The following is a 20358-nucleotide window of genomic DNA, read 5'->3' as shown; positions in this document are numbered from 1 at the left end:
GGCCCGCTACCGGTTCCCGGCAGGCCGTTCCGCGGCATACCGGGAACCGGTGATCCGGTGGGTCAGCCGAGGGTCCACCGCTGCCGGGCGGTGCCGGTGTCGGTCTGCTGGGTGACCAGGGCGCCGTTGGCGGTGGAGGCGGTGGTCAGGGCGAGGCCGCTCTTGACGGAGGCCAGGGTGTAGGTGCCGTCGGAGCGGCGGGTGGCCTTCCAGTGCTGGTTGGCGCCCTGGTTGCACGTCCACTGGACGACCTTGGCGCCGGCGGTGGTGGAGCCGTCGCTGACGTCGGCGCACAGGCCGGACTCGACGTTGGCCATCTCGTAGGAGCCGTCGCTCTGCCGGGTGAAGCGCCACTGCTGGTTGGCGCCGCTGTTGGGGGTGTAGGTGATGAGCTGGGTGCCGGCGGTGGTGCTGTGGTCGGGCACGTCGAGGGCCTTGCCTCCGGCGGCGAGGGTGTGGACGCCGTCGAGGTTGCCGGGGGCGGTGCCCGCCGCGGTGAGGCCGAGGGTCTGCTCGGCCGCGGTGCGGGAGCCGCCGACGCCGCCGGAGCCGGTCCAGAAACGGGCCGGGGTGGTCTCCGCGGGCCGGGAGGAGTCGGCGGATATGCCGAGGGCCAGGCCGCTGTAGCGGTTGACGAGGCGGTAGGTGCCGCCGCTGGTGTTGCGGACGACCCACCACTGCTGACCGACGCTCGGGCCGCCGGTCCCGGCGGCGGTGACGGTGGGCTTGGTGCCCCAGGCGCGCTGGCCGGTCGTGGTGGAGTCGACGCCCAGCAGGGCGCCGGTGGTGGTGTTGGCGATGCGGTAGGAGCCGTCGCCGTTGGCGGCGAAGGACCACACGTCGGGGTTGGCGGCGCCGGCCGTCTGGGAGGTGGTGGCGGAGCTGCCGGAGACCTGGGCCAGGACACGGCTGCCCGCGCCGGCTATGCGGTAGGTCTTGGTGGTGTCGACCGGGGCGGCGGGGGCGCTGGTGTCGATCGACAGGTTGAGGTACTCGGCGGAGGCGTCGCCGGAGCAGCCGAAGGAGCAGTAGGAGCGGAAGCTGCGGCCGACGATGGTGGTACTGGTCTTGTTGGCGCTGTCGAGGAACCAGCGGTACCAGGAGGCGTTGGTGTGGCTGCCGGTGTCGCCGATCAGCTTCCACTTCTGGGTGGCCAGGTTGTCGGTGGCGTAGATCTGCTGGGGCGCCTTGCCCGACTGGTCGACCGCCTGAGGTTCGCCGATGTAGAGGCCGAGGTAGGCGTTCCAGGTGATGTCCATGACGAACAGGGGCGAGGTGGCGGGGGTGGTCCCGGCCGCGACCTGCTCGGCGGTGGTGCCGGTGTTGGCCGGGTTGTACTCCTTGCCGGCGGGGGTGTAGCCGGTGCCGTTGCCGGCGGAGTCGACCGGCACCATGTTGCTCTCCTTGCCGCCGGTGCCGGGCTGCGTCCAGGCGCCGTCGTACCACTTCTGCCAGGAACTCGGCGCCATCTTGCCCGAGATGGGGGCGCGGGCGACATGGGCGTGGAACGCCTTCCAGCCGCCGTTCTTGTCCACGATCCGGGAGCCGTAGAAGGCGTAGAAGTAGCCGGAGGCGGTGTCGACGAAGAGCCGCTGGTCACCGTCGCCATAGTGGTACGTCTTCTGCGGGAACGCGGCGGTGTCGCCCCGCTTGGTGCTGTAGGGGCTGGTGATGACGTGGTCCTTGATGGTCCACGTCCTGCCCTGGTCGGTGGAGACGGCCCGGTCGATGGCGTCGTAGTGGACGCCGTCGCCGAAGGGCTGCGGGGTGAACTCGTTGTGGATCAGGCTGTACCAGTCACCGGTGTCGGGGTCCACCCACATGCCGCCGGCCGGGTCGCAGTAGTTGCGGTGCGCGTAGCCCGACCCGGAGGGGGCGTTGGTCGCCTCCTTGCCGGTGGGGCTGTTGTTGCAGCGCCAGGTGGTGTCGTTGTTCTTGTCGTTGCTGTTGGCCGGGTTGACCGCGCTGCTGATCGCGTGCTTGGTCGTGTTGTCGAAGTCCGGCCCCGAGTAGAACGACCACGCACGGCCGTCGTCGGCGCCGTAGAGCGCGTGCGCCTGCTCGTAGTAGAAGGTGCCGTCCTTGTCGATGTAGGGGGCGGCGGGGGTGTCGTCGGGGCGGTTCCAGGTGCCCTTGGCGCCGACGTTCACCCGGTAGGTGGGCGCCGCGGCATCGGCGGCCGGCGGGGTGGCGAGCGCGGCGCCGCCGGCCGCGACGAGCGCGGCGGCGACGAGCGCGCCGCTGATCCTTCTTCTGCGGGAAATGGACACGAGCGGTTCCTTCCGGTCTTCCGTCCTCACGGGGGGCGTGGGGTCGGCGGTGTGGGGGGGCCGATGGAGGGGGCGGACTGCGGTGGGCTGACGGGGGCGGTCAGGCGGGCGGCTCGGCCTGGAAGGTCACTTGACGGCTCCTGCGGTCATGCCCGCGCGCCAGAAGCGCTGGAGGGCGAGGAAGGCGATCAGCAGCGGGACGACCGACACCAGCGAGCCGATGACGACCAGCGGCGGCGGCACCGCGACATGGCTGGCGTTCCACCCCACCAGGCCGACCGTCACGGGCTGGAGCCGGTCGTCGCCGAGGACCATCGCGGGCAGCAGGTAGTTGTTCCAGATCTCCACGAACTGGAAGAGGAAGATGGTGACCAGCGCGGGCAGCATCATCCGCACCCCGACGGAGCGGAAGATCCGCAGCTCGCTCGCGCCGTCGAGGCGGCCGGCCTCCAGCACCTCGTCGGGGACGGACTGGGCGGCGAACACCCGGGCCAGGTAGACCCCGAACGGGCTCACCACGCTGGGCAGCAGCACCGCCAGCGGGTTGTCGATGAGGCCGGCGCCGGAGAACATCAGATACAGCGGCAGGGTGAACAGCACCTTCGGCACCAGCACGGCGGCCAGCACCAGGCCGAAGACGGCGCCGCGACCGCGGAAGTCGAACTTCGCCAGCGCGTACCCGGCGAGTGCGGAGAACAGGGTCCCCAGCAGCGCCCCGGTCCCGCAGTACAGCAGGCTGTTGAGCATCCAGCGCCAGAAGATCCCGCCGTCCTGGCGGCCGAGCCGGGCGACGTTGTCGAACAGGCCGAAGCCGTCGAACCACAGGCCGCTGCCGCTGAACTGCTCGCCGAACGGCTTGGTCGCCGACACCAGCAGCCACCACAGCGGGAACAGGAAGTAGCAGGCGGACAGGCCCAGCAGCGCGGTCACGGTGGCCCGGCTGGTGAACGTCGTCTCGCGGCCGGCGGAGGGTGGCAGTCGCCGTGACCGGGCCCCGTCCCGCGCCCGGTGGCGCGGCCCCTTCGGCGCGGGCACGGCGGTGCTGCCGGCCGCCTCCGCCCGCCGCCCGAGCCCGGTGGTGTCGATGGCGCTCATGCGGACTCTCCCCGGCTGGTGAGCTTGAAGAAGGTGAAGGAGACGACGGCGACGAGCAGCGCGAGGACGACCGACTGGGCCGCCGCGTACGGGTAGTTGCCGGCGGCGACGGCGCTCTGGGCGGACATGATCGGCGTGAACGTCGAGGGGATGGCGCCCGAGGAGACGGGTTGCAGCACGGCCGGTTCGTTGAAGAGCTGGGCGGAGCCGATCACCGAGAAGACGGCGGTGAGCACCAGGGCGCCGCGCACCGCCGGGATCTTGATGCTCCAGGCGATCCGGAACGCCGAGGCCCCGTCCATCCGGGCGGCCTCCAGCGTCTCGGCGGGGATGGACTGGAGGGCCGCGTAGATGATGATCATGTTGTAGCCGGCCCAGCTCCAGGTGACGATGTTGGCGACCGACCAGAGCACCAGGTCCGCGTCGAAGAACGGGACGGTGAACCCGAGCGGTGCCAGCAGCCGGTTCACCGGGCTGGACTGGGTGGAGTACATGAACGACCAGATCAGCGCCGCGCTCACGCCGGGAACGGCGTACGGGACGAAGCCGGAGAGCCGGAAGAAGCCCTTGCCGCGGGCCGACTTCGCGTCGATGAGCAGGGCGAGGCCGAGGGCCAGTCCCAGCATGAGGGGCACCTGCACCAGACCGAACAGGGCGACCCGGCCGAGCGACCCGATGAAGGCGCTGTCCTCGAACGCCCGCAGGTAGTTGGCCCCCGGGTCGAACACCCGGGTCGGGGCGGTGAGCCCGAGTCCGGACCGGTGCACCGAGTACAGGCTGCTGACCGCCGCGTAGACGATCGGGGCCAGGTACATGCCCGCGAACAGGACCAGGAACGGCGCGCAGAACATCAGCGGTGTCCGGCCCTTGCCGCGCGGCGTTCCGGCCCGTACGGCACGCAGTGGCGGAAGGGCTGTCTGCGGGTCCGCCGGACGCTGGGAGGCGCGGTGTGCGGTGGCGGTGTCGTGGGACACGTGCGGATTCCTTCGTCGGGGCACGGAGGCCGAGGCAGGTGGAGGGTGGGGCGCGCTGCCGGACGCCGGGTCAGGGTGTGCGCCCGGCAGCGCACCGTCCGCGGGGGGCTAGTCGGCGGTCCGGAGCCCCTGCTTCTGCATCTCGGCGACCGTCTTCTCCTGGGCGGTGCGCAGGGCGCCGGCGATGGTCTCCTTGCCGGCCCACGCCTTGCCGAGGCCGTCGTCGAGGTCGGCGGCCGTCTTGGTCATCAGCGGACCCCAGACCCACTGCGATCCCACCCGCGGGGCGGACCGGGCGAACACGTCGTAGATCTTCTGGCCCCCGAAGTACGGGTCGGCCTTGTTCAGCTGGGGCAGGTCGAGCAGCTGCGTGGCGGCCGGGTAGAGGGCGGCCTTCTCCACGAGGTCACCGAACGCCGTGCGGTCGGTGGCCAGCCAGTGCGCGAACTCCCAGGCGGCCTTCGGCTGTTCGCACCCCTTCAGGACGGCGGTCGCGGAGCCCCCGGCGTTGCCGGCCTGCGGCGGCGTACCGGCTGCCCACTGCGGCATCGGCGCCACCGCCCACTGGCCGGCGCCCTTCTTCGCGCCGCCCTTGATGACTCCGGCCTGCCAGACCGCGCCGACCACCGTGGCGATGCTCCCGTCGCCGAGCCCCGTGTACCACGCCTGGTCGTACATGGGAGCCGAGCTGATCAGCTTGTCGTCGGCCAGGCCCTGCCAGTAGTCGGCGACCTTCCGGTTGGCCGGTGAGTCCATGGTGACCTGCCAGGCGTCGTCCTTGACGCCGAACCAGCCGGCGTCCGTCTGCCAGGCCAGGCCCGCGTAGTCGTAGTCGAGGTACGGGGAGGAGATGTACCGCTGGGGATCGGAGGCGTGGATCTTCTTGGCCGCGGTGCGGTACTCGGCCCAGGTGGCGGGCGGTTTCAGACCGAGGGAGTCGAAGACCTTCTTGTTGTAGAACAGCGCCATGGGACCGCTGTCCACCGGGGCTCCGTAGACCTGGTCGCCCAGCGTCACCGACTTCCAGGCCGCTTCCTGGAAGTCGCCCTGGTCCGCCGCGGTGACCTGGTCGGCCACGTTCTTCAGGGCTCCCTGGGCGGCGAAGCTGGGCAGCGTCTCGTAGCCGACCTGGGCCAGGCACGGCGCGTTGCCGGCCTTCACCGCGTTCAGCATCTTCTGGTAGCCGCCCTTGGCGCCCGGCTGCACCGTCTGGTAGGTGACCTGGGTGTTCGGGTGGGAGGCGTTGAACGCCTTCACGGCGTCCGCGTACCCCGGGGCCCAACCCCAGAATGTGATCGATGCCTTGCCGGACGCCGTCTCCTTCGACCCGTCCGATCCGGAGCAGCCGGTTGCCGCCAGGGCGAGCATCAAGGCTCCACAGGCACCCAGTACGCGGGTACAAGTCCGTTTCATGACGCCTCCTGCCCACCGCGGGGGACCGAGCGGAGAGCTCTGAAGAGACCGCGGGAAGAGATGGTGCGCTGTCGAGCCGATGGACGACGCGCTTCGATGGCCGACACTATGGCAGAGAGTGTTATCGATGCCAATAGAGGCGGCGGCAGTGTTTCCTGGAGACCTGATCGCCCTCCCCAGGAGAGATCCACAGGCAGAGGGGAGCGCTACCATCGAGGGATCGCGACCGGGGAAGGAACTCATGGGGAAACGGGGTGCCCAGGCCGGGGAACGGCCGCCGGGCATGGCGGATGTGGCGCGTGCGGCCGGGGTGTCGGCGCAGACGGTGTCGCGGGTGCTGTCGGGCCATCCCCATGTGCAGGACCACACCCGCGCCAGGGTGCTGGCGGCGGTGGAGCAGCTCGGCTACCGGCGCAACAACGCGGCGCGGATGCTGTCCTCGGGGCGCAGCCGCACCATCGGCGTGGTCACGCTCCAGACCACCTTCTACTCCCGCGCCGCGGTCACCTCCGGCATCGAGAACGCGGCGAAGGCCGCCGGGTACGCGGTGAGCACCGCCACCACCACCTCCCTGGACACCTCCGCGATCGAGGCCGCGCTGTCCCGCCTCGCCGACCAGGACGTCGAAGGCGTCATCCTCTCGGTGCCCCTGCTCCACAGCAGCCCGCGCATCGAGCACTTCACCCGCGCCGTCCCCACGATCACCATCGACGGCTCCCGCACCGACACCACCGAGGTCGTCGCCGTCGACCAGGCCCTCGCCGCGCGCCTGGCCACCCGGCACCTGCTCGACCTCGGCCACGAGACCGTCTGGCACATCGCCGGCCCCGAACAGTGGCTGGAGGCCGGCAACCGGCGCGAGGGCTGGCGCGCGGCGTTGGAGGAAGCGGGCCGGCCCGTACCGCCCCCGCTGGAGGGCGACTGGTCGCCCGCCTCCGGATACCGGGCCGGACTCATCCTCGGACGCATCCCCGACGCCACCGCCGTCTTCGTCGCCAGCGACGAGATGGCCTTCGGCGTCATCCGCGCCCTGGCCGAACTCGGCCGCCGGGTCCCCGACGACGTCTCCCTGGTCAGCGTCGACGACATCGACCTCGCCGCCTACTGCAGCCCGCCGCTGACCACCGTCGCCCAGCCCTTCACCCGTACCGGCGAACTCGCCGTCGCCCACCTGCTGCGCCATCTCACCGCCCCCGACGCGGTGGCCATCCCCGAGACCGTCGAACCGCAGCTCGTCGTCCGAGGCAGCACGGCCCCTCCCGGACGGGAGCTTGGTGAGGGCTGATATCGATGCCATATCCACTCAGCTGAGGCTCCGGACGCGGCGCGGCCGGTCTCGGGCCGCAGGGGCGAGCCGGAGGGCGGTGGCGTCCGAACGGCGGCGCGCGGTGGTCGCCCGGGCGGCTTTGCCGGGCGGCTTTGTCGGGGCGTTCCACGGCGGGCTCTTTCAGGGCCCGGATGCGCCTCCGCGCCCGGGTGCGCCGCGATTCGTTTTACAACCGGGTGCGGGGCCGCCGGACCCGCGCCGCCGCTTCCCGCAGCAGCAGCACGGCGGCTGCCGGTGCCGGAGGTCCGGCGCCGTGCGTCGCCAGGGACCGGCCCGCGCGGCGCACCGCGTCGAGACGCAGGCACTGCACTCCGAGGAGGGCCCGCAGGAACGGCCGGTACGCCGGGTCCACCAGGACGGTGAAGGAGGAGGCCGCCGCCAGGTCGGTTGCCGCGAGGTCCGCCTGATCCGCGACGAGCCGTCCCAGCGCCGCGTCGGGCCGGGTCAGGTCCGCGCCGTGACGGGCCACCGCGTCGGCGGGAATGCCCGGCCGGCCGTCTCGCACGTCCTCGGACAGGTCCGCCAGGAAGTCGACACGCTGCATGGCGCGGATCAGCCGGTGGCAGCCGTCCACGAACGCCGCGCGGGCCGCGGCGTCCGCGGGCGCCACCAGGCAGGCCGTGAGCATCAGCGCCGGCCGGGAGTACTCCCGCACGTACCGCTCCATCGCCTCCTCGTCCGCGATGGTCCGCCAGGCGGCCTCCTGCTCGCAGCCCCGGAGGAACTCCTCCGCGTGGGAGCGGACTTCCGGGTGGCGCTCGGCGGTGCGCACCAGGCAGCGCAGGACGGGCAGGGCCGAGTCGCCTTCGGCGAAGGCTGTCCGCACCAGCTCCTGCCAGGTCTTGGCGGCGGCCTGCCGTTCGTCCGGTGTGCCGCGGTCGACGCGGTCGTCGGTGTCGTGCATGAACGCCACGGCGGCCACCACGTGCGGGAGCAGCGCGGCGGGGAGCAGCAGCCGCGCGGCGGCGTACTCGGCTGCCGCGAACCTCCGCACCGCCCTGCGCTGCTCCGTGTAGTCCCGCCGCAGCCGCGACTCCCTGACACCGGCCCCGTCGAGGGCGCGCTTCCACATGCCGATCCCCTGTCCTCGTCGGCTGCGAGCCTACGGGGGCGGCCGGTACCGAACCCGCGCCGGGCTCAGTGGCCGAGGGCGCGGTCGACGGTCCGGACGAGTTCGCCGTCGGGGGTGTCGCCGTCCAGGGACCAGAACATCGCACCGCCGAGTCCCTTGGCCCGGACGTAGAGGGACTTGAGCGCGAGTACCTGGGGATCGTCGTAGGTCCACAGGGTGGTTCCGTCGAAGAGCCAGGCGTGGCCGCCGCGCCAGTCGCGGTGCAGTCGGTACGTTCCGGAGTCCGCCAGGGACTTCAGTTCCTTGTAGTCCGCGTTGCCGTTGGCCCACTTGGCCGGGGCGGGGGCGGTGGCCGGCTGGTTCAGGCCGTCGCCGCCGCCGGTGACTCCGGTCCAGCCCTGCCCGTAGAAGGGCATGCCGACGACGAGCTTGCGGGCGGGGGCGCCGCGCCGCAGCCAGGCGTCCACCGTGCCGTCGACGCTGAAGTCGTCGCGGGCGTACAGGGCGGACTGCTGGGCCGTCGTCTTCTCGCCACTGACGTGGAAGTCGTAGCCCTGGAGGTTGACGAAGTCGAAGTCCTTCATGATCTTGCGGACGTCGAATCCGGCGTCGATCTTTGCGGGTGCGGTCGGAACGAACGCGGACAGCTCGTAGTGGCGGTGGCGGGTGCGACCGTAGTCGTCGAGCTGGCGGCGGAACTCCGCGACCAGCGCGGTGTAGTTCCGCTTGTCCTCCGGCCGGTACACGGTGTCGGTGTCGCCCTCGGAGCCGGGCCACTCCCAGTCCAGGTCGATGCCGTCGAAGACGCCGGCCGCGGCACCGGCGCCGCCACGGGCGCCGTCCTGCGGCAGGTTGCCCTTGAGGTAGAGGTCGACGCAGGACGCGACCAGCGCCTTGCGGGCGGCGGGCGTGCGGACGGAGTCCGAGAAGTGGGTCGACCAGGACCAGCCGCCCAGCGAGATCATCGCCTTGAGGCCGGGGTGGGCGGCCTTGAGTTCCCGCAGCTGGTTGAAGTTGCCGGCGAGCGCCTGGGTGTCGGTGTCGGCGACGCCGTCCACGGAGTTCTCGGCGTCCAGCGGCCGTTGGTAGTCGGCCCACGGGTCGGACTCGCCGGGGACGTTGCCCATCAGGCACTTTCCGTCGGTGCCGATGTTGCCGAACGCGTAGTTGACGTGCGTGAGCCGGGCGGCGGCACCGCTGCGCTCCAGGTCCTGGACCTGGAAGTCGCGCCCGTAGACGCCCCATTGGGTGAAGTAGCCGACGCGACGCGCGGTGTCGTGGTGACCGCCGTGGGCGGCGGCGGACGGCGCGAACGCGCCGATCAGGGAGAGCGAGGTGACGGCGACGGCCGCCCGGGTGAGGAGTCTTCGGCGCGGACGGGGACGCGGGCGCAGGCGCATGGCAGAGCTCATTCCTGTGAGGCGTGGTGCACGTGCCGTACGGAGCGGTGGACTTGGCTGCACGAAACTATTGGTCTGGACCAGCGGGGTCAAGGGCTCGTAGGCCGCCCTCTGCGCCGGCCGCGCCGCGCGCCGCGGACCTTTGCCGCCCGTGGATGGTCCGGCCGAGGTCAGAGGCGTATGGTCTGGCTTCCAAGAGCTCTTGCGAGCTGGAACGACAAGGGGGGCGTCCGCCGATGGCGCCGGACGAGGCCGTGGTCGGCTGTACGGGGAGACTGACCCTGGCAACGCGCGGGATCGAGGGGCCCGGCGAGGTGTTGGTCCGGGTCAGGGGCGGTACCGAGACGTTCTTCGCGTACTCGGACGAGCCGCTGGAGCGCGGGACGACCGTGCTCGTCATCGAGTCCCTGGGACACCGCGAGGTGTCCGTCATCGTCTGGAGCGACCCCTTGCTCGACCCGCCGTCCGGCGGCGACACGCGCGGCGCCCGCTAAGGAGACGTGAGGAATGTTCGGATATCGCGTTCCCGCACCCGACGAGGCGATGCTGGTCTCGGGCGGCAGGCGGGGGCTAGGGGGAGCGCCGTTCCGCGTGGTCACCGGGCACGGGGCGTTCGTGCTGCCGGTGTTCCGCAAGACCCGCTTCCTGTCCCTGGCCATGAGCGAGGCCGAGGTCATGGAGAAGTGCGTGACCAGGCAGGGCATCGCGCTGACGGTGCGGGCCGTCATCGCCTTCAAGGTCGGCAACGACCGCGAGTCGATCGTCAACGCGGGTCAGCGGTTCCTGTCGGACCAGGACCAGATGTCCGTGCTCACCGGCCGGATCTTCGCCGGTCATCTGCGGTCCATCATCGGGTCGATGACCGTCGAGGAGATCGTCACCGAGCGGCAGAAGCTCGCGACCGAGGTCCTCGACACGTCGAAGGCCGAGATGGCGAAGATCGGGCTGCATGTCGACTCGCTGCAGATCCAGTCCATCGACGACGGGGACACCGGCTACATCGAGGCCATGTCCCGGCCGCACAAGGCGGCCATCCAGCGGCAGGCGAAGATCGCGCAGGCGCAGGCCGACCAGGCGTCGGTGGAGGCCGAGCAGGTGGCCGCGCGCAAACAGGCCGAGTACGCGCGGCAGACCGCGATCGTGCGGGCCGAGTTCGATGCCGAGGTCGACCGGGCCAAGGCACAGGCCGACCAGGCGGGCCCGCTCGCCCAGGCGCACGCCCGCCGGGAAGTGCTCGCGGCGCAGACCGAACTCGCTCTCAGGCAGGCCGAGTTGCGGGAGAAGGAACTGATCGCGGAGGTCGTGAAACCGGCCCAGGCCGAGGCGGAGCGCATCCGCGTACTGGCCATGGCCGAGGCCGAGCGGATGAAGATCCAGGCCGAGGCCGCGGCCTCGTACGACCGGGTCGCGCTCGACCGGATGCTCATCGACCAGTTGCCGCAGATCGTGAAGGAGGCGTCGGCGGGTCTTGCCGGGGCCAACGTGAACGTGCTGAACGGGACGGACGGGCTCGGCGAGATCGCGGCCGGACTCGTCGGGCAGGGGCTGACGATCCTCGACTCCGTCCGCAAGAACCTGGGCGGGAAGGACGGGGCCGTCGCCGGGTCCGGGGCGGCGCTCGAACCGTACGCGGGCCGCGGCCGACCCTCGGACGACGACGGACCCGTCGACATCCGCTGACCCACCGGCGCCCGGGCCCGGGTCGGTCGGAGCCGGGCCCGGGCGCGGTGGTGGAGTGCCAGCCGCTCGACACCGTCGCCCGACCCCGCCCGTCCCGACCAGCGAGGACGTCTCCGAACGTCTGCCGCCTCGGCGCGGGCATCGCCGGTGTGCGCATCGCCGCCCGCAGCCACCTGGCCGCCGCGGTGCCCGGCCTGGCTCCCTCGTGACAACCAGGTCTTCGGGGTGTCGTACCCCGCCGGCACGCTGCCGCCCTGTCCGACGGTCCGCCGCCGAGCAGGTCGCGGTGGTGCGGCGAGCCTTCGGGCCGGTCGCGGCGCGGCACGAGGGGGCGGCCGGTTCGACGGCCGCCCCCTCGGCGCTCGCGGCAGGGCGTCAGCTGAGCGGCGGTCCCGGTTCCGGGCTCGGGACAGGCTCGGGGCCCGGCGGGACCGGGGACGGCGCGGGCTCGGGCGGGCCCGGCTGGGGCGGCGCCGGCGTCGGCTGCGGGCCCGGTTCCGGGCCGGGCCCGGGCGGCTGCGGAGTGGGCACCGGGCCGGGGCCCGGCGGCTGCGGGGTCGGCACCGGGTCCGGCTGCGGGCCGGGGCCCGGGGTGGGCGCGGGGGGTACGGGGTCCGGATACGGTTCGGTCATGGTGCGGTCCTCCGGCCAGTCGACCGACGGGCGCTCCGCCGGCTCTGGACTACTGCCCCGCCTACCCGAGGTGCGGCGTCCCAGTCACCCCGAGGCGTGAACGGACGGGGCCCGGACGGGCGGCCGGACCGCCCGGTCGCCGCACCGGGGAGCGCCCCGTCAGAAGCGCTCGGGGTGATCCGCCAGCCGCTCCCGGGCCGCGCGCAGCAGTTCCGGGGTGGCCGCGGGGGCCTCGTCGGCGTGGCGCTCGGCCCATTTCGCGACGTACGGGCAGAGCGGGGCGACCGCGACGCCCTCCCGTTCGGCGGCGGCGTACAGCTCGCGGGTCAGTCGGCCGGCGATGCCCCGGCCCTCGTGGGCCGGTTCGACGACCGTGTGGACGGGGACGAGGGCCGGTTCCGGCGCGTCGAGCGTGAAGTACTCGATCCGGCCGACCACTTCGCCGGCCTCCAGCGCCCGGAGCAGGCCGGCCGCCCGGTCGTCGCGGATCTCGATGTCGCCCACGGGCACGCTCCTCGTCGGTACGGGTCGGTCAGGCCGGCACGGCGTGCGGGCCGCGCGCCTGGTCCGTACCGGGCACCGGCTCCGACGGGTCGGCACCGAGGCCGACGATACGGTTCTCGGCGTCCACGTGCACCACGCGTGGCACCAGCGACCGGGCCTCGGCATCGGTGACCTGGGCATAGCTGATGATGATCACGAGGTCGCCAGGGTGCACGAGGTGGGCGGCGGCCCCGTTGATCCCGACCACGCCGGAGCCCCGCTCGCCCTCGATGACGTAGGTCTCCAGACGGGCCCCGTTGGTCACGTCGACGATGTGCACCAGCTCGCCGGGCAGCAGATCGGCGGCGTCCAGCAGCTCGGCGTCGATCGTGACGGACCCGACGTAGTGCAGGTCGGCCTGGGTGACGGTGGCGCGATGGATCTTGGACTTGAACATCGTTCGTATCATGGAGGCACTCCTGGACATAGGCTCCCTGCCTGCGTTTTTGCAGGTCAAGGGCTGTCCCCACACCCTACAACGCGTCGCCTGTTCGGGCAGCTGTCCCCAGGGCATCCGCTCGAAGCGCACTGCGGCGTGGTGAACCACGTCCAGACGCAGGTCCGCTTCCGGGGATCGGGGGTCGGCGCCGCACTGATGCGTCACGTCCATCACGTCGCCCGGGAGGAGATGGGCCTCGAGCGCCTCAAACTGACGGTGCGGGCCGGCCTGAGGCTGGAGGACTTCTACGGCAGAGCCGGCTGGGTCGAGGTGGGCCGCTGGCCGGGCGCCCTGCGCGTGGCCCGGGCGACGACCGCGACGAGATCCTCAAGGGCCTGAGGCTGTGAGGCCGCCGCCTGAGCGCCCGGACCGGAAACAGCCGCGGGGGGGGGGGGGGGCCCGGGGGGGGGGGGGGGGGGGCCGCGGGGGGGGGGGCGGGGGGGGGGGGGGGGGTGGCCGGCTGCGGCGGGGCGGCGCCCCGGCGCGGGCGGGCGCTGCCCGGGGGGCCCGCCCCCCCGCCCCCCCCCGGCCCCCCCCGGGGGGCGGGGCCCCCCCCCCCGGGCCCGCCCCCCCCCCCCCCCCCCCCGGGCCCGGGGCGGGCGGTCAGCTGTTGGTGACCTGGAAGGTGTAGGTCTTCGCGCCGGTATTGACGGTCTGGCCGGTCGAGGCGAGGACACCGCTCACGCTGAAGGTGACCTTGTAGGTACCCGCGGCGTCGAAGCCCCAGTTGGCGTGGGTGTGGGCACCCGCGTTCACCGCGAGGGTGTCGGGGAGGCCGTTGCCGCTGTCGAAGAGGACGGTCGGACTGCCGCCCGAGGCGGTGTAGATGCTGAAGCCGGCCGGGCCGGTCACCCCGGTCAGGGAGAACGTCAGCTTGTTGTCCTTGAAGGTCCCGCTAGGGACGTCGGTGGTGTTCCAGCCGGCCCACAGCAGTCCGCTGGTCTGGCTCTGCGGCAGGATCCACGCCGTCCCGCCCGTGCCCAGGAACGCCCAGGGCGCGGTCGAGGGGACGTTGGTGTGCTTGGCCGCCACCGGCACGTTCAGCGTGACGTCGGCCGGTGCGCGGTCCACGGCGGTGCCGGTCGTCTCGTCCCGGAGGTCGAGGGTGAGGGCGCCGGAGGCGTAGTCGACGTCCAGGACGTCGACGTGGCCGCTGGTGAGGGTGACGGGGGCGGCCTCGGCGGGCGAGGCGACCGAGACGAGGAGTGCGGCGGCGGCTGTGAGGAGGCCGGCGGTGCGGACGCGGACCCGGATGGCGCTGTTGCTCACTTCTGCACCTCGAAGGTGTAGGTCACGACGCGGGAGGAGACGGGCGAGCCGTTCGCGGCCAGGTGGGCGGCGGCCTTGACCTTGACGGTGTACGTACCGGCCTTGGTGAAGGCCCAGTTGGCGTGGGTGTGCTCACCGGCGTGCAGGTCCACGGTGTCGGGCAGTCCGTCACCGCTGTCGACCAGAACGGTCTCCGGCGCACCGAAGACGTCGTCCGTGTACACGGCCAGCCGGCCGGGGCCCTTCACCGACAGGAAGGAGACGTCGACCTCGTCGTTCTGGAGGACGCCCGACTCCAGTTCCTCGGCACCGAACCCGGCCCACAGGAGGTCGGGGTCCTGCACCTCCGGAAGGATCCAGACGGGCTTGCCGGCGGTCCCGAGGAAGGCGTACGAGGGGTCGGCGGGGATGGTGGTCTTCGCGCCGGGCAAGGCGCGCAGTCGCACGTCCTCGGGCGCGTACTCGACTTCCTCCGCGCCGCTCTCGTCATGCACGGCTATCTCCAGCGCGCCGTCCTCGTAGGCGAGGCCGACGACGTCCACGTGGCCGTGATCCAGCGTCACCAGGCAGGCCGCCTGGGCGGGCCCGCCGGTCATCAGGACGCCTGTCGCGGCGGTGGCCCCGATGAGGAGGCGGAGAGAGGTGTTGCGCACAGCGAACTCCCTTCGAGGGTGCCCACACGGGCACCACCAAGGCTGCGAACGATAATCATGTTCATATAAGAGATGCAAGAGACGTGCCCCCTGGGTGAGAGAGTTGAACATGACAATCGCAGTCGATAACCTGCGGGTCACCACTCAGGAGGGAGCTTTCATGGGGGCCATCGAACACCGCGGCCACAGGCGCAGATTCGTGGCGGCGGCCGCGGTGGCGGTGACGGTCGTTCTGACGACCTGCGCGGGAGGCGTCGCCGTACTGGCGACGGACACCTCCGCTCACGCCGCGGCCGGCACGACTCGGGCAGCGGTGGGCGAGCCGCCCGTCGTCAGCGAGCGCACGGTGATCGACGTGGGTCATGTCGACGCGGTGTCGCCCCGGATGGTGGACGGGACCTTCCGCAGCCTGCTGCTCGATGACCGCGACGCCCTCGACCCGGTGTGGCGGACGCCCGAGTCCGTGATCCTGCACCTGACGCCCGCCGGCGCCGTGCAACTCTCCGATGACAACCCGGGATTCCTGTTCCTCGGAGCGCCGGGCGACACGGTCTACACGATCCCGCAGACGCAGGACCCCGCCCTGGTCTGGGCGGGTTGGAGCACGCAGTCCTTCACCTCGGCCGACGTGGTCGGCGACATGGGGCTGAGCCTGGACATCGCCGAAGGGCCCGGCGACGTCGTGCTCTGGGAGTGGTCCCCGTTCGGCGAGCCCGAGATGATCCTCGACGGGCGGCAGGGACTGCCGGCGACCTACCCGGTACCGCCCGGCACCCACCAGCACGCCAACTGGGGCTTCACCCAACCCGGCGTCTACCGGCTCACGTTCCGCTGGTCAGCCGAACTCCCCGACGGGAGCCACGTTGAGGACGCCTCGAAGTACACCTTCGCCGTCGGAGACGTGGACACCTCCACCGTCGAGCTCCCCACCGGCGACTCCACGCCGTCACCGGACCCGACCACGCCCACGCCCACCCCCTCCGAGACGAGCCCCTCCGGGACGCCCTCGCCCAGCGGCGGGGCCACGCCCTCGGAGTCCACCCGGCCGTCCGCCTCGGCGTCCTCCCCCTTCGCCTCTCCCTGCTCCGCCGGCACCCCCTGCGCTCCGACGACCGCCGCTCCCGCACCCCCCGAGGACGGCTCCCCGTCCGCGGCGGAGACGCCGTCCGCCGAGGCCCCCGCCGCCGTACCGCCGCCATCAGGGGGCGGCGACTCCGCGCCGACCGGCTCCACCTCCGGCGCACTCGCCAGCACCGGCGCGGCCCTGGAACCCACTGAGACCGCCCTCGTGGCCGGCGGGCTCGTCGCCGGGGGCACGGGGCTCGTCGTGGTGCGCGCCAGGTGGCGGAGGCGTCAGCAGTAGCCACTACGGGGCTCTGGGGAACACGGGTCGATCCCGTGCTCGAGGAGGCCGTAGCCGGGCTGTCCCCTGGCGATGCCCTTGACCTCGGATGCGGAACCGGCGGGGACGCCGTGTGGCTGGCCCGCCGCGGCCGGCGGGTCACGGCCGTGGACATCTCCGCCACCGCGGTGGCGCGGGTGGCCGCGCCGGCCCGGAGCCAGGGGCCGGTCGACGCCGACCGCGTCCAACCAGTCGAACGCCGCCAGCAGCGACGCGGCGCCCACGGTGTTGGGGGTGCCCTGCCAGCCCGGAGGCCGCAGGGCCGGCCCCCGGGTGTTGCGCGCCCACACCGCTCCCGCGCCGGGCAGCGCCAGGGCCTTGTGACCGGAGAAGGCGACGAAGTCGACGTCGAGCGCCGGGTCACCGAGCCGGAGGGGCAGGTGGCCGACGCTCTGCGCCGCGTCCAGGCAGATCGGCACGTCCGGTCCGACAGCGGCGCGGACGCGGTGGACGTTCATGTCCCCGCCGTACACGTGGTGGACGTGGGTCGCGGCGACGAAGGGGGTACGGGGGCCGACGGCGTCGGCGAGGGCGCGGTGGTCGTAGTCGCCGGAGACCTGCCGGGGCAAGGCGCGGACCCGCACCTCGGTGCCGCGCTCGGCGAGCAGGCGCTGGGCCTCCAGCCACGGTTCGAGGTTGGCCCGGTGATCGGCGAAGGGGACCAGGATCTCGTCGCCGTCGCCGAGGTACCGCGCGAGCCAGTCGCGGGCGACGGTCCGCAGGCCCTCGGTCGTCCCGCCGGTGAAGTGCACGGTGGAACGGTCCGGGGCGGGGTCTCCGAGGACGGACTTGACCCGCTCGCGGACCTGTTCGACCAGGTCCGTGGTCCGGTTGGCCCAGGGGTGCGTGCCGCGGCCCGCGTTGGCGTTCGTCGTCGTCGTCGTCAAGTACTCCTGCACGGCGTCCAGGACGGCACGGGGCTTCTGCGATGTCGCCGCGCTGTCGAGGTACACCAGCTCGGGGTTGGCGGTGAGGATGGGGAACTCGGCGCGGGCCCGCACCTGCCAGTCCCCGTCGCCGCCGGGCGAGGCTCCGGACGTCCGGGTGCCTCATACAGGTCAGGAGCGCGGCGTAGCGCAGCGACTTCTCCCCCACCGGGCAGGCCGGCAGGACCGGGGTGCTCTTGCTGAACGGCAGCCCGGTGCGCACCAGTTCCTCGAAGACCTCGTCGACGATGTTGGCGGAGCCCTCGATGTGCAGGGCGGCGTAGGCGTGCGGACCGCGCAGATCGATCACCAGTGGGCGGGGTTCTCCCCGCGCCACCCAGTGCCGGGCTTCCTCGACGGCCACCGTCCTGGCCTCGGCGCTGACCTCGGCCTCGGTGAGCGACGAGGCCGAGTGGCCGAGCCGCGCCCTGCCCAACAGCTCGGGGCGGCGGTCGCGGACGTAACTCAGGTAGCTCTCGGCCCGGTCGCAGACGGGTGAGGGACCGGCGGACACGGAGAGGGGGCGGCACGGCCGTGCCGCCCCTCCTACTCGGCTGTCACCAAGACGACTTGGTCACCCCGGGGAGGAATCCGGCGTGGGCCTGCTCGCGGAGGTTGACGCGGGAGAGGCCGAACTTGCGCAGGTGGCCTCGGGGGCGGCCGTCGACGCTGTCGCGGTTGCGGACCCGGGTCGCGTTGGCGTTCCGGGGCTGGCGGTCCAGCTCCGTCCGCGCGGCCGTCTTCTCGTCGGCCGTGGTGTGCGGGGACGCCAGGACGGCCTTGAGTTCGGCGCGCCGCTTCGCATGGCGGGCGACGACCAGCTTCCGCTGCTCGTTCTTCGCGATCTTGCTCTTCTTCGCCATCAGACACGCTCCCCACGGGCTCGGATGCGGGCGACGGCGGCCTCGACGCCGATCACGTCCACGGTCTTGATGGCCCGCGCGCTCAGGCGCAGGCGGACGTGGCGGCCCTCGCCGGGCAGCCAGTAGCGCTTGTTCTGGATGTTCGGGTCGAACCGGCGCGAGGTGCGCCGGTGCGAGTGGGAGATCTTCTTGCCGAAGACCGGCTCGGCGCCGGTCAGCTGGCAGTGGGCGGACATACGGGTTGCTGCCTTTCTCTCCACCGGCGTACCGGTAATGGAAATCATTGTCGTATGCTACCCCCATGGCTCGCAACGAACTACGCCCGATCGTCAAGCTGCGCTCCACCGCCGGGACCGGCTACACCTACGTGACCCGCAAGAACCGCCGGAACAACCCGGACCGGCTGGTCCTCAAGAAGTTCGACCCCATCGCCCGCCGCCACGTCGACTTCCGCGAAGAGCGCTGACCGCACCGGCTCCGACCGTCCACCCTCTGAACCAGGGACACTCCATGAAGCCCGGAATCCACCCCGCCTACCGCCCCGTCGTCTTCCGCGACAAGGCAGGCGGCTTCGCCATCCTGACCCGCTCCACCATGACCAGTGAGAAGACCGTCGAATGGGAGGACGGCCACACGTACCCCGTGGTCGACGTCGAGATCTCCTCCGCCAGCCACCCCTTCTACACCGGTACCGCCCGGGTGCTGGACACCGCCGGCCGGGTGGAGCGCTTCGAGCGCCGCTACGGACAGGGCGGGGGCCGCCGATGATCTTCGAAGGGCCGATGCCCGTGGTGATCGTCGCAGGCATGCACGCCGACGCCCGCCGCGAGACGGTCGCGCAGTTGCTGCGCGAGGTCCCCGGCAGCGTCGCCCTGCACCACGACCTGTCCGCCGGCCCGGCGGGCACCGTGCGCCGCAGCGTCCGCGACGCCACGGAGACCCTCTCCTCGGGCGAGGCGCCCCTCGTCAACGACTGCGCCTGCTGCGCCCTGCGCGAGAACCTCGTGCCCGAACTGGAGCGGCTGGCCGACGCCGGGCTCACCCGGCTCGCGGTCGTGGAGCTATGGGATTCCGTGGAACCGCGGGGCATGGCCGAGGTCGTCGCCGCCCACGGCGACGGCACCTTCCGGCTGACCAACGTGCTGACCGCCGTCGACCCCGCGCTCGTACTGCCCTGCCTCTCCAACGGCGACGACCTCGCCGAGGCCGGGCTCGCCGCCGCCCCGACGGACCAGCGCACCGTCGGCGACACCTTCGCACGGCAGTTGGAGTACGCCCCGGTCCTCGCCGTCTCGGACAGTCCCGGGACCGGACTCGACGACCTCGCGCTGCTGCGGCAGTTGCATCCGGCTGCCCGCCAGGTCCGGGTCGCCTCGGGGGACTTGGGCGCCGCCGCCGTCGCCGGCTTCGACGTGGCCGCGGCGGCTGCCGCCCAGCACCCGGCCTGCGCCCGTCTCCCCCACGACTGCGACGAGGAGGGCATCAGCACCCTCGTCTGGCAGCGCCGCCGGCCCTTCCACGCCGGCCGCCTCTACGAGGCCCTGGAGGACCTGTGCTGCGCGGCGGCCCGCAGCCGGGGGCGGTTCTGGCTCGCGGACCGGCCCGACAGCCTGCTCGCCTGGGACGCCGCGGGCGGCGCGCTGTGCGTGGAGTACGCCGGGCCCTGGATGGCCTCCCTGCCGGACGCCGCCTGGGAGTTGATGCCGGCCGAGCGCCGCACCGCCGCCGCCCTCGACTGGCACCCCGAGCACGGCGACCGCTGCCAGCACCTCGTCTTCACCTCGCCCGACCTGGACCGCGCGGGTCTGCTCGCGCTCCTCGACTCCTGCCTGCTCACCGACGCCGAGCTGACCTCCGGACCCGACGCCTGGCCCCGGCCCACCGGCTTCGACCAGCTGCTCGACACCGCCGCCTGACCCGCCCCACCGAACGACCGAGGAAGTCACATGCCCCGCCCGAACAAGGCCGCCCTGGCCCGGAAGAACCGGCCCAACCCGCTCGACGTCGCCGGCATCACGTACATCGACTACAAGGACACCGACCTGCTGCGGAAGTTCATCTCCGACCGCGGCAAGATCCGCAGCCGCCGGGTCACCCGCGTCACCCGGCAGCAGCAGCGCCAACTCGCCACGGCCGTCAAAAACGCCCGCGAGATGGCCCTGCTCCCCTACTCCAGCCGCTGACCACACCGACCACCGCCGACCGACTCCCACCGAAAGGACCGTCATGGCCGTCCCCAAGCGCAAGATGTCCCGCAGCAACACCCGCCACCGCCGCGCCCAGTGGCGCGCGACCACCCCGCCGCTCGCCCCCGTCACCATCGACGGCAGCACCTACCTGGTCCCCCAGCACCTGCGCAAGGCCTACGAGCGCGGCCTCCTCCGCCCGGAGGACTGACG

21 protein-coding genes and 4 pseudogenes are annotated in these 20358 nt (G+C 72.6%); 11 read left to right on the top strand and 14 right to left on the bottom strand.

Translation table 11 applies throughout. From position 1 onward, the window contains the following. Nucleotides 1-62: 62 nt before the first annotated feature. From ACGFZL_RS11175 to ACGFZL_RS11160, 4 genes are all read right to left on the bottom strand, one after another. Entirely contained in the window at nucleotides 63-2270 is a 2208-nt protein-coding gene (locus tag ACGFZL_RS11175) for an RICIN domain-containing protein (protein ID WP_393690575.1), read from the bottom strand. 126 nt (nucleotides 2271-2396) lie between these two features. Continuing rightward, the gene (locus tag ACGFZL_RS11170) at nucleotides 2397-3365 is read right to left on the bottom strand and encodes a carbohydrate ABC transporter permease (protein WP_393690574.1); all 969 of its coding nucleotides are present in this window, start codon (nucleotides 3363-3365) and stop codon (nucleotides 2397-2399) included. Continuing rightward, a complete protein-coding gene (locus ACGFZL_RS11165) occupies nucleotides 3362-4339 on the bottom strand; it encodes a carbohydrate ABC transporter permease (RefSeq protein ID WP_393690573.1) in 978 nt (325 codons plus the stop codon). The genes ACGFZL_RS11170 and ACGFZL_RS11165 overlap by 4 nt, the downstream gene beginning before the upstream one ends. A gap of 108 nt (nucleotides 4340-4447) precedes the next feature. After that, complete coding sequence (locus ACGFZL_RS11160) at nucleotides 4448-5596, bottom strand: ABC transporter substrate-binding protein (protein ID WP_393690572.1); 1149 nt, start codon at nucleotides 5594-5596, stop codon at nucleotides 4448-4450. A gap of 439 nt (nucleotides 5597-6035) precedes the next feature. On the opposite strand from ACGFZL_RS11160, the gene ACGFZL_RS11155 reads away from it, so the two are divergent. After that, nucleotides 6036-7037, top strand: coding sequence for a LacI family DNA-binding transcriptional regulator (locus ACGFZL_RS11155; RefSeq protein ID WP_393690571.1), 1002 nt, complete (start codon nucleotides 6036-6038; stop codon nucleotides 7035-7037). Nucleotides 7038-7245: 208 nt separating this feature from the next. Here the strand turns inward: ACGFZL_RS11155 and ACGFZL_RS11150 are convergent, their stop codons facing one another. Both ACGFZL_RS11150 and ACGFZL_RS11145 read right to left on the bottom strand, forming a co-directional pair. Beyond that, nucleotides 7246-8151 (bottom strand): squalene/phytoene synthase family protein, encoded by a 906-nt coding sequence (locus ACGFZL_RS11150; protein WP_393690570.1) that lies wholly within the window; start codon nucleotides 8149-8151, stop codon nucleotides 7246-7248. Between the two features lie 65 nt (nucleotides 8152-8216). Further along, the gene (locus tag ACGFZL_RS11145; protein ID WP_393690569.1) at nucleotides 8217-9551 is read right to left on the bottom strand and encodes a glycoside hydrolase family 18 protein; all 1335 of its coding nucleotides are present in this window, start codon (nucleotides 9549-9551) and stop codon (nucleotides 8217-8219) included. Nucleotides 9552-9787: 236 nt separating this feature from the next. Here ACGFZL_RS11145 and ACGFZL_RS11140 point away from each other — a divergent pair, with 236 nt between their 5' ends. Together ACGFZL_RS11140 and ACGFZL_RS11135 are read left to right on the top strand one after the other, a co-directional pair. Further along, nucleotides 9788-10045, top strand: coding sequence for a hypothetical protein (locus ACGFZL_RS11140; RefSeq protein ID WP_393690568.1), 258 nt, complete (start codon nucleotides 9788-9790; stop codon nucleotides 10043-10045). A gap of 13 nt (nucleotides 10046-10058) precedes the next feature. Continuing rightward, complete coding sequence (locus tag ACGFZL_RS11135; protein ID WP_393690567.1) at nucleotides 10059-11231, top strand: flotillin family protein; 1173 nt, start codon at nucleotides 10059-10061, stop codon at nucleotides 11229-11231. A gap of 792 nt (nucleotides 11232-12023) precedes the next feature. Here ACGFZL_RS11135 and ACGFZL_RS11130 read toward each other — a convergent pair. Next, the gene (locus ACGFZL_RS11130) at nucleotides 12024-12368 is read right to left on the bottom strand and encodes a GNAT family N-acetyltransferase (protein WP_355168750.1); all 345 of its coding nucleotides are present in this window, start codon (nucleotides 12366-12368) and stop codon (nucleotides 12024-12026) included. Nucleotides 12369-12396: 28 nt separating this feature from the next. Then, on the bottom strand, nucleotides 12397-12816 hold the full coding sequence (gene panD, locus ACGFZL_RS11125) for an aspartate 1-decarboxylase (RefSeq protein ID WP_393690566.1): 420 nt from the start codon (nucleotides 12814-12816) through the stop codon (nucleotides 12397-12399). A 102-nt stretch (nucleotides 12817-12918) separates the two neighbouring features. Between panD and ACGFZL_RS11120 the strand changes: the two are divergent. After that, nucleotides 12919-13193, top strand: a pseudogene (locus tag ACGFZL_RS11120) (GNAT family N-acetyltransferase); the annotation flags it as partial. A gap of 256 nt (nucleotides 13194-13449) precedes the next feature. Here the strand turns inward: ACGFZL_RS11120 and ACGFZL_RS11115 are convergent. Together ACGFZL_RS11115 and ACGFZL_RS11110 are read right to left on the bottom strand one after the other, a co-directional pair. After that, nucleotides 13450-14115, bottom strand: coding sequence for a choice-of-anchor M domain-containing protein (locus ACGFZL_RS11115; protein WP_393690565.1), 666 nt, complete (start codon nucleotides 14113-14115; stop codon nucleotides 13450-13452). Beyond that, on the bottom strand, nucleotides 14112-14768 hold the full coding sequence (locus ACGFZL_RS11110) for a choice-of-anchor M domain-containing protein (RefSeq protein WP_393690564.1): 657 nt from the start codon (nucleotides 14766-14768) through the stop codon (nucleotides 14112-14114). Before ACGFZL_RS11110 ends, ACGFZL_RS11115 begins: the two co-directional genes overlap by 4 nt. Nucleotides 14769-14928: 160 nt before the next feature. Here ACGFZL_RS11110 and ACGFZL_RS11105 point away from each other — a divergent pair, with 160 nt between their 5' ends. Together ACGFZL_RS11105 and ACGFZL_RS11100 are read left to right on the top strand one after the other, a co-directional pair. Then, nucleotides 14929-16131 carry a choice-of-anchor M domain-containing protein gene (locus tag ACGFZL_RS11105; RefSeq protein ID WP_393690563.1) on the top strand — a complete coding sequence of 401 codons (1203 nt, stop codon included), beginning with the start codon at nucleotides 14929-14931 and terminating at the stop codon, nucleotides 16129-16131. After that, nucleotides 16110-16283: pseudogene (locus ACGFZL_RS11100) on the top strand (class I SAM-dependent methyltransferase); the annotation flags it as partial. The gene ACGFZL_RS11105 and the pseudogene ACGFZL_RS11100, both read left to right, overlap by 22 nt. Nucleotides 16284-16334: 51 nt before the next feature. Here the strand turns inward: ACGFZL_RS11100 and ACGFZL_RS11095 are convergent. The 4 genes and pseudogenes from ACGFZL_RS11095 to rpmB form a co-directional block, all read right to left on the bottom strand. Continuing rightward, nucleotides 16335-17171: pseudogene (locus tag ACGFZL_RS11095) on the bottom strand (aminotransferase class V-fold PLP-dependent enzyme); the annotation flags it as partial. A gap of 22 nt (nucleotides 17172-17193) precedes the next feature. Continuing rightward, nucleotides 17194-17589 (bottom strand): annotated as a pseudogene (locus tag ACGFZL_RS11090) (rhodanese-like domain-containing protein); the annotation flags it as partial. A gap of 64 nt (nucleotides 17590-17653) precedes the next feature. Next, nucleotides 17654-17959, bottom strand: coding sequence for a 30S ribosomal protein S14 (rpsN, locus tag ACGFZL_RS11085; RefSeq protein WP_393690562.1), 306 nt, complete (start codon nucleotides 17957-17959; stop codon nucleotides 17654-17656). Next, the gene (gene rpmB, locus ACGFZL_RS11080) at nucleotides 17959-18195 is read right to left on the bottom strand and encodes a 50S ribosomal protein L28 (protein WP_393690561.1); all 237 of its coding nucleotides are present in this window, start codon (nucleotides 18193-18195) and stop codon (nucleotides 17959-17961) included. Before rpmB ends, rpsN begins: the two co-directional genes overlap by 1 nt. A 65-nt stretch (nucleotides 18196-18260) precedes the next feature. On the opposite strand from rpmB, the gene rpmG reads away from it, so the two are divergent. From rpmG to rpmF, 5 genes are read left to right on the top strand one after another with little or no spacing between them, the layout of a single operon-like run. After that, the gene (gene rpmG / locus ACGFZL_RS11075) at nucleotides 18261-18425 is read left to right on the top strand and encodes a 50S ribosomal protein L33 (RefSeq protein WP_393690560.1); all 165 of its coding nucleotides are present in this window, start codon (nucleotides 18261-18263) and stop codon (nucleotides 18423-18425) included. Nucleotides 18426-18469: 44 nt separating this feature from the next. After that, nucleotides 18470-18727, top strand: coding sequence for a type B 50S ribosomal protein L31 (locus ACGFZL_RS11070; RefSeq protein ID WP_393690559.1), 258 nt, complete (start codon nucleotides 18470-18472; stop codon nucleotides 18725-18727). After that, a complete protein-coding gene (locus ACGFZL_RS11065) occupies nucleotides 18724-19875 on the top strand; it encodes a GTP-binding protein (protein ID WP_393690558.1) in 1152 nt (383 codons plus the stop codon). The genes ACGFZL_RS11070 and ACGFZL_RS11065 overlap by 4 nt, the downstream gene beginning before the upstream one ends. 30 nt (nucleotides 19876-19905) lie before the next feature. Further along, on the top strand, nucleotides 19906-20142 hold the full coding sequence (gene rpsR / locus ACGFZL_RS11060; protein ID WP_355168769.1) for a 30S ribosomal protein S18: 237 nt from the start codon (nucleotides 19906-19908) through the stop codon (nucleotides 20140-20142). Nucleotides 20143-20185: 43 nt separating this feature from the next. Then, nucleotides 20186-20356: a 50S ribosomal protein L32 gene (gene rpmF, locus ACGFZL_RS11055; RefSeq protein ID WP_355168771.1), complete on the top strand. Its 171-nt coding sequence runs from the start codon at nucleotides 20186-20188 to the stop codon at nucleotides 20354-20356. Nucleotides 20357-20358 lie beyond the last annotated feature (2 nt).

Origin of the sequence: Streptomyces sp. NPDC048182 (genome assembly GCF_043202555.1) — a bacterium.
Lineage (GTDB): Bacteria > Actinomycetota > Actinomycetes > Streptomycetales > Streptomycetaceae > Streptomyces.
The sequence above is the reverse complement of the archived record's forward strand: the minus strand, read 5'-3'. Positions and strand labels throughout refer to the sequence as shown.

Excerpts from the sequence above, each read along its gene's own strand:
- ACGFZL_RS11070 (WP_393690559.1), top strand. The coding sequence starts at position 18,470 with ATGAAGCCCGGAATCCACCCCGCCTACCGCCCCGTCGTCTTCCGCGAC.
- rpmB (WP_393690561.1), bottom strand. The coding sequence starts at position 18,195 with ATGTCCGCCCACTGCCAGCTGACCGGCGCCGAGCCGGTCTTCGGCAAG.
- ACGFZL_RS11145 (WP_393690569.1), bottom strand. The coding sequence starts at position 9,551 with ATGCGCCTGCGCCCGCGTCCCCGTCCGCGCCGAAGACTCCTCACCCGG.
- rpmG (WP_393690560.1), top strand. The coding sequence starts at position 18,261 with ATGGCTCGCAACGAACTACGCCCGATCGTCAAGCTGCGCTCCACCGCC.
- panD (WP_393690566.1), bottom strand. The coding sequence starts at position 12,816 with ATGATACGAACGATGTTCAAGTCCAAGATCCATCGCGCCACCGTCACC.
- ACGFZL_RS11140 (WP_393690568.1), top strand. The coding sequence starts at position 9,788 with ATGGCGCCGGACGAGGCCGTGGTCGGCTGTACGGGGAGACTGACCCTG.
- ACGFZL_RS11155 (WP_393690571.1), top strand. The coding sequence starts at position 6,036 with ATGGCGGATGTGGCGCGTGCGGCCGGGGTGTCGGCGCAGACGGTGTCG.
- rpmF (WP_355168771.1), top strand. The coding sequence starts at position 20,186 with ATGGCCGTCCCCAAGCGCAAGATGTCCCGCAGCAACACCCGCCACCGC.
- rpsR (WP_355168769.1), top strand. The coding sequence starts at position 19,906 with ATGCCCCGCCCGAACAAGGCCGCCCTGGCCCGGAAGAACCGGCCCAAC.
- ACGFZL_RS11135 (WP_393690567.1), top strand. The coding sequence starts at position 10,059 with ATGTTCGGATATCGCGTTCCCGCACCCGACGAGGCGATGCTGGTCTCG.
- ACGFZL_RS11170 (WP_393690574.1), bottom strand. The coding sequence starts at position 3,365 with ATGAGCGCCATCGACACCACCGGGCTCGGGCGGCGGGCGGAGGCGGCC.
- rpsN (WP_393690562.1), bottom strand. The coding sequence starts at position 17,959 with ATGGCGAAGAAGAGCAAGATCGCGAAGAACGAGCAGCGGAAGCTGGTC.
- ACGFZL_RS11105 (WP_393690563.1), top strand. The coding sequence starts at position 14,929 with ATGGGGGCCATCGAACACCGCGGCCACAGGCGCAGATTCGTGGCGGCG.
- ACGFZL_RS11065 (WP_393690558.1), top strand. The coding sequence starts at position 18,724 with ATGATCTTCGAAGGGCCGATGCCCGTGGTGATCGTCGCAGGCATGCAC.
- ACGFZL_RS11150 (WP_393690570.1), bottom strand. The coding sequence starts at position 8,151 with ATGTGGAAGCGCGCCCTCGACGGGGCCGGTGTCAGGGAGTCGCGGCTG.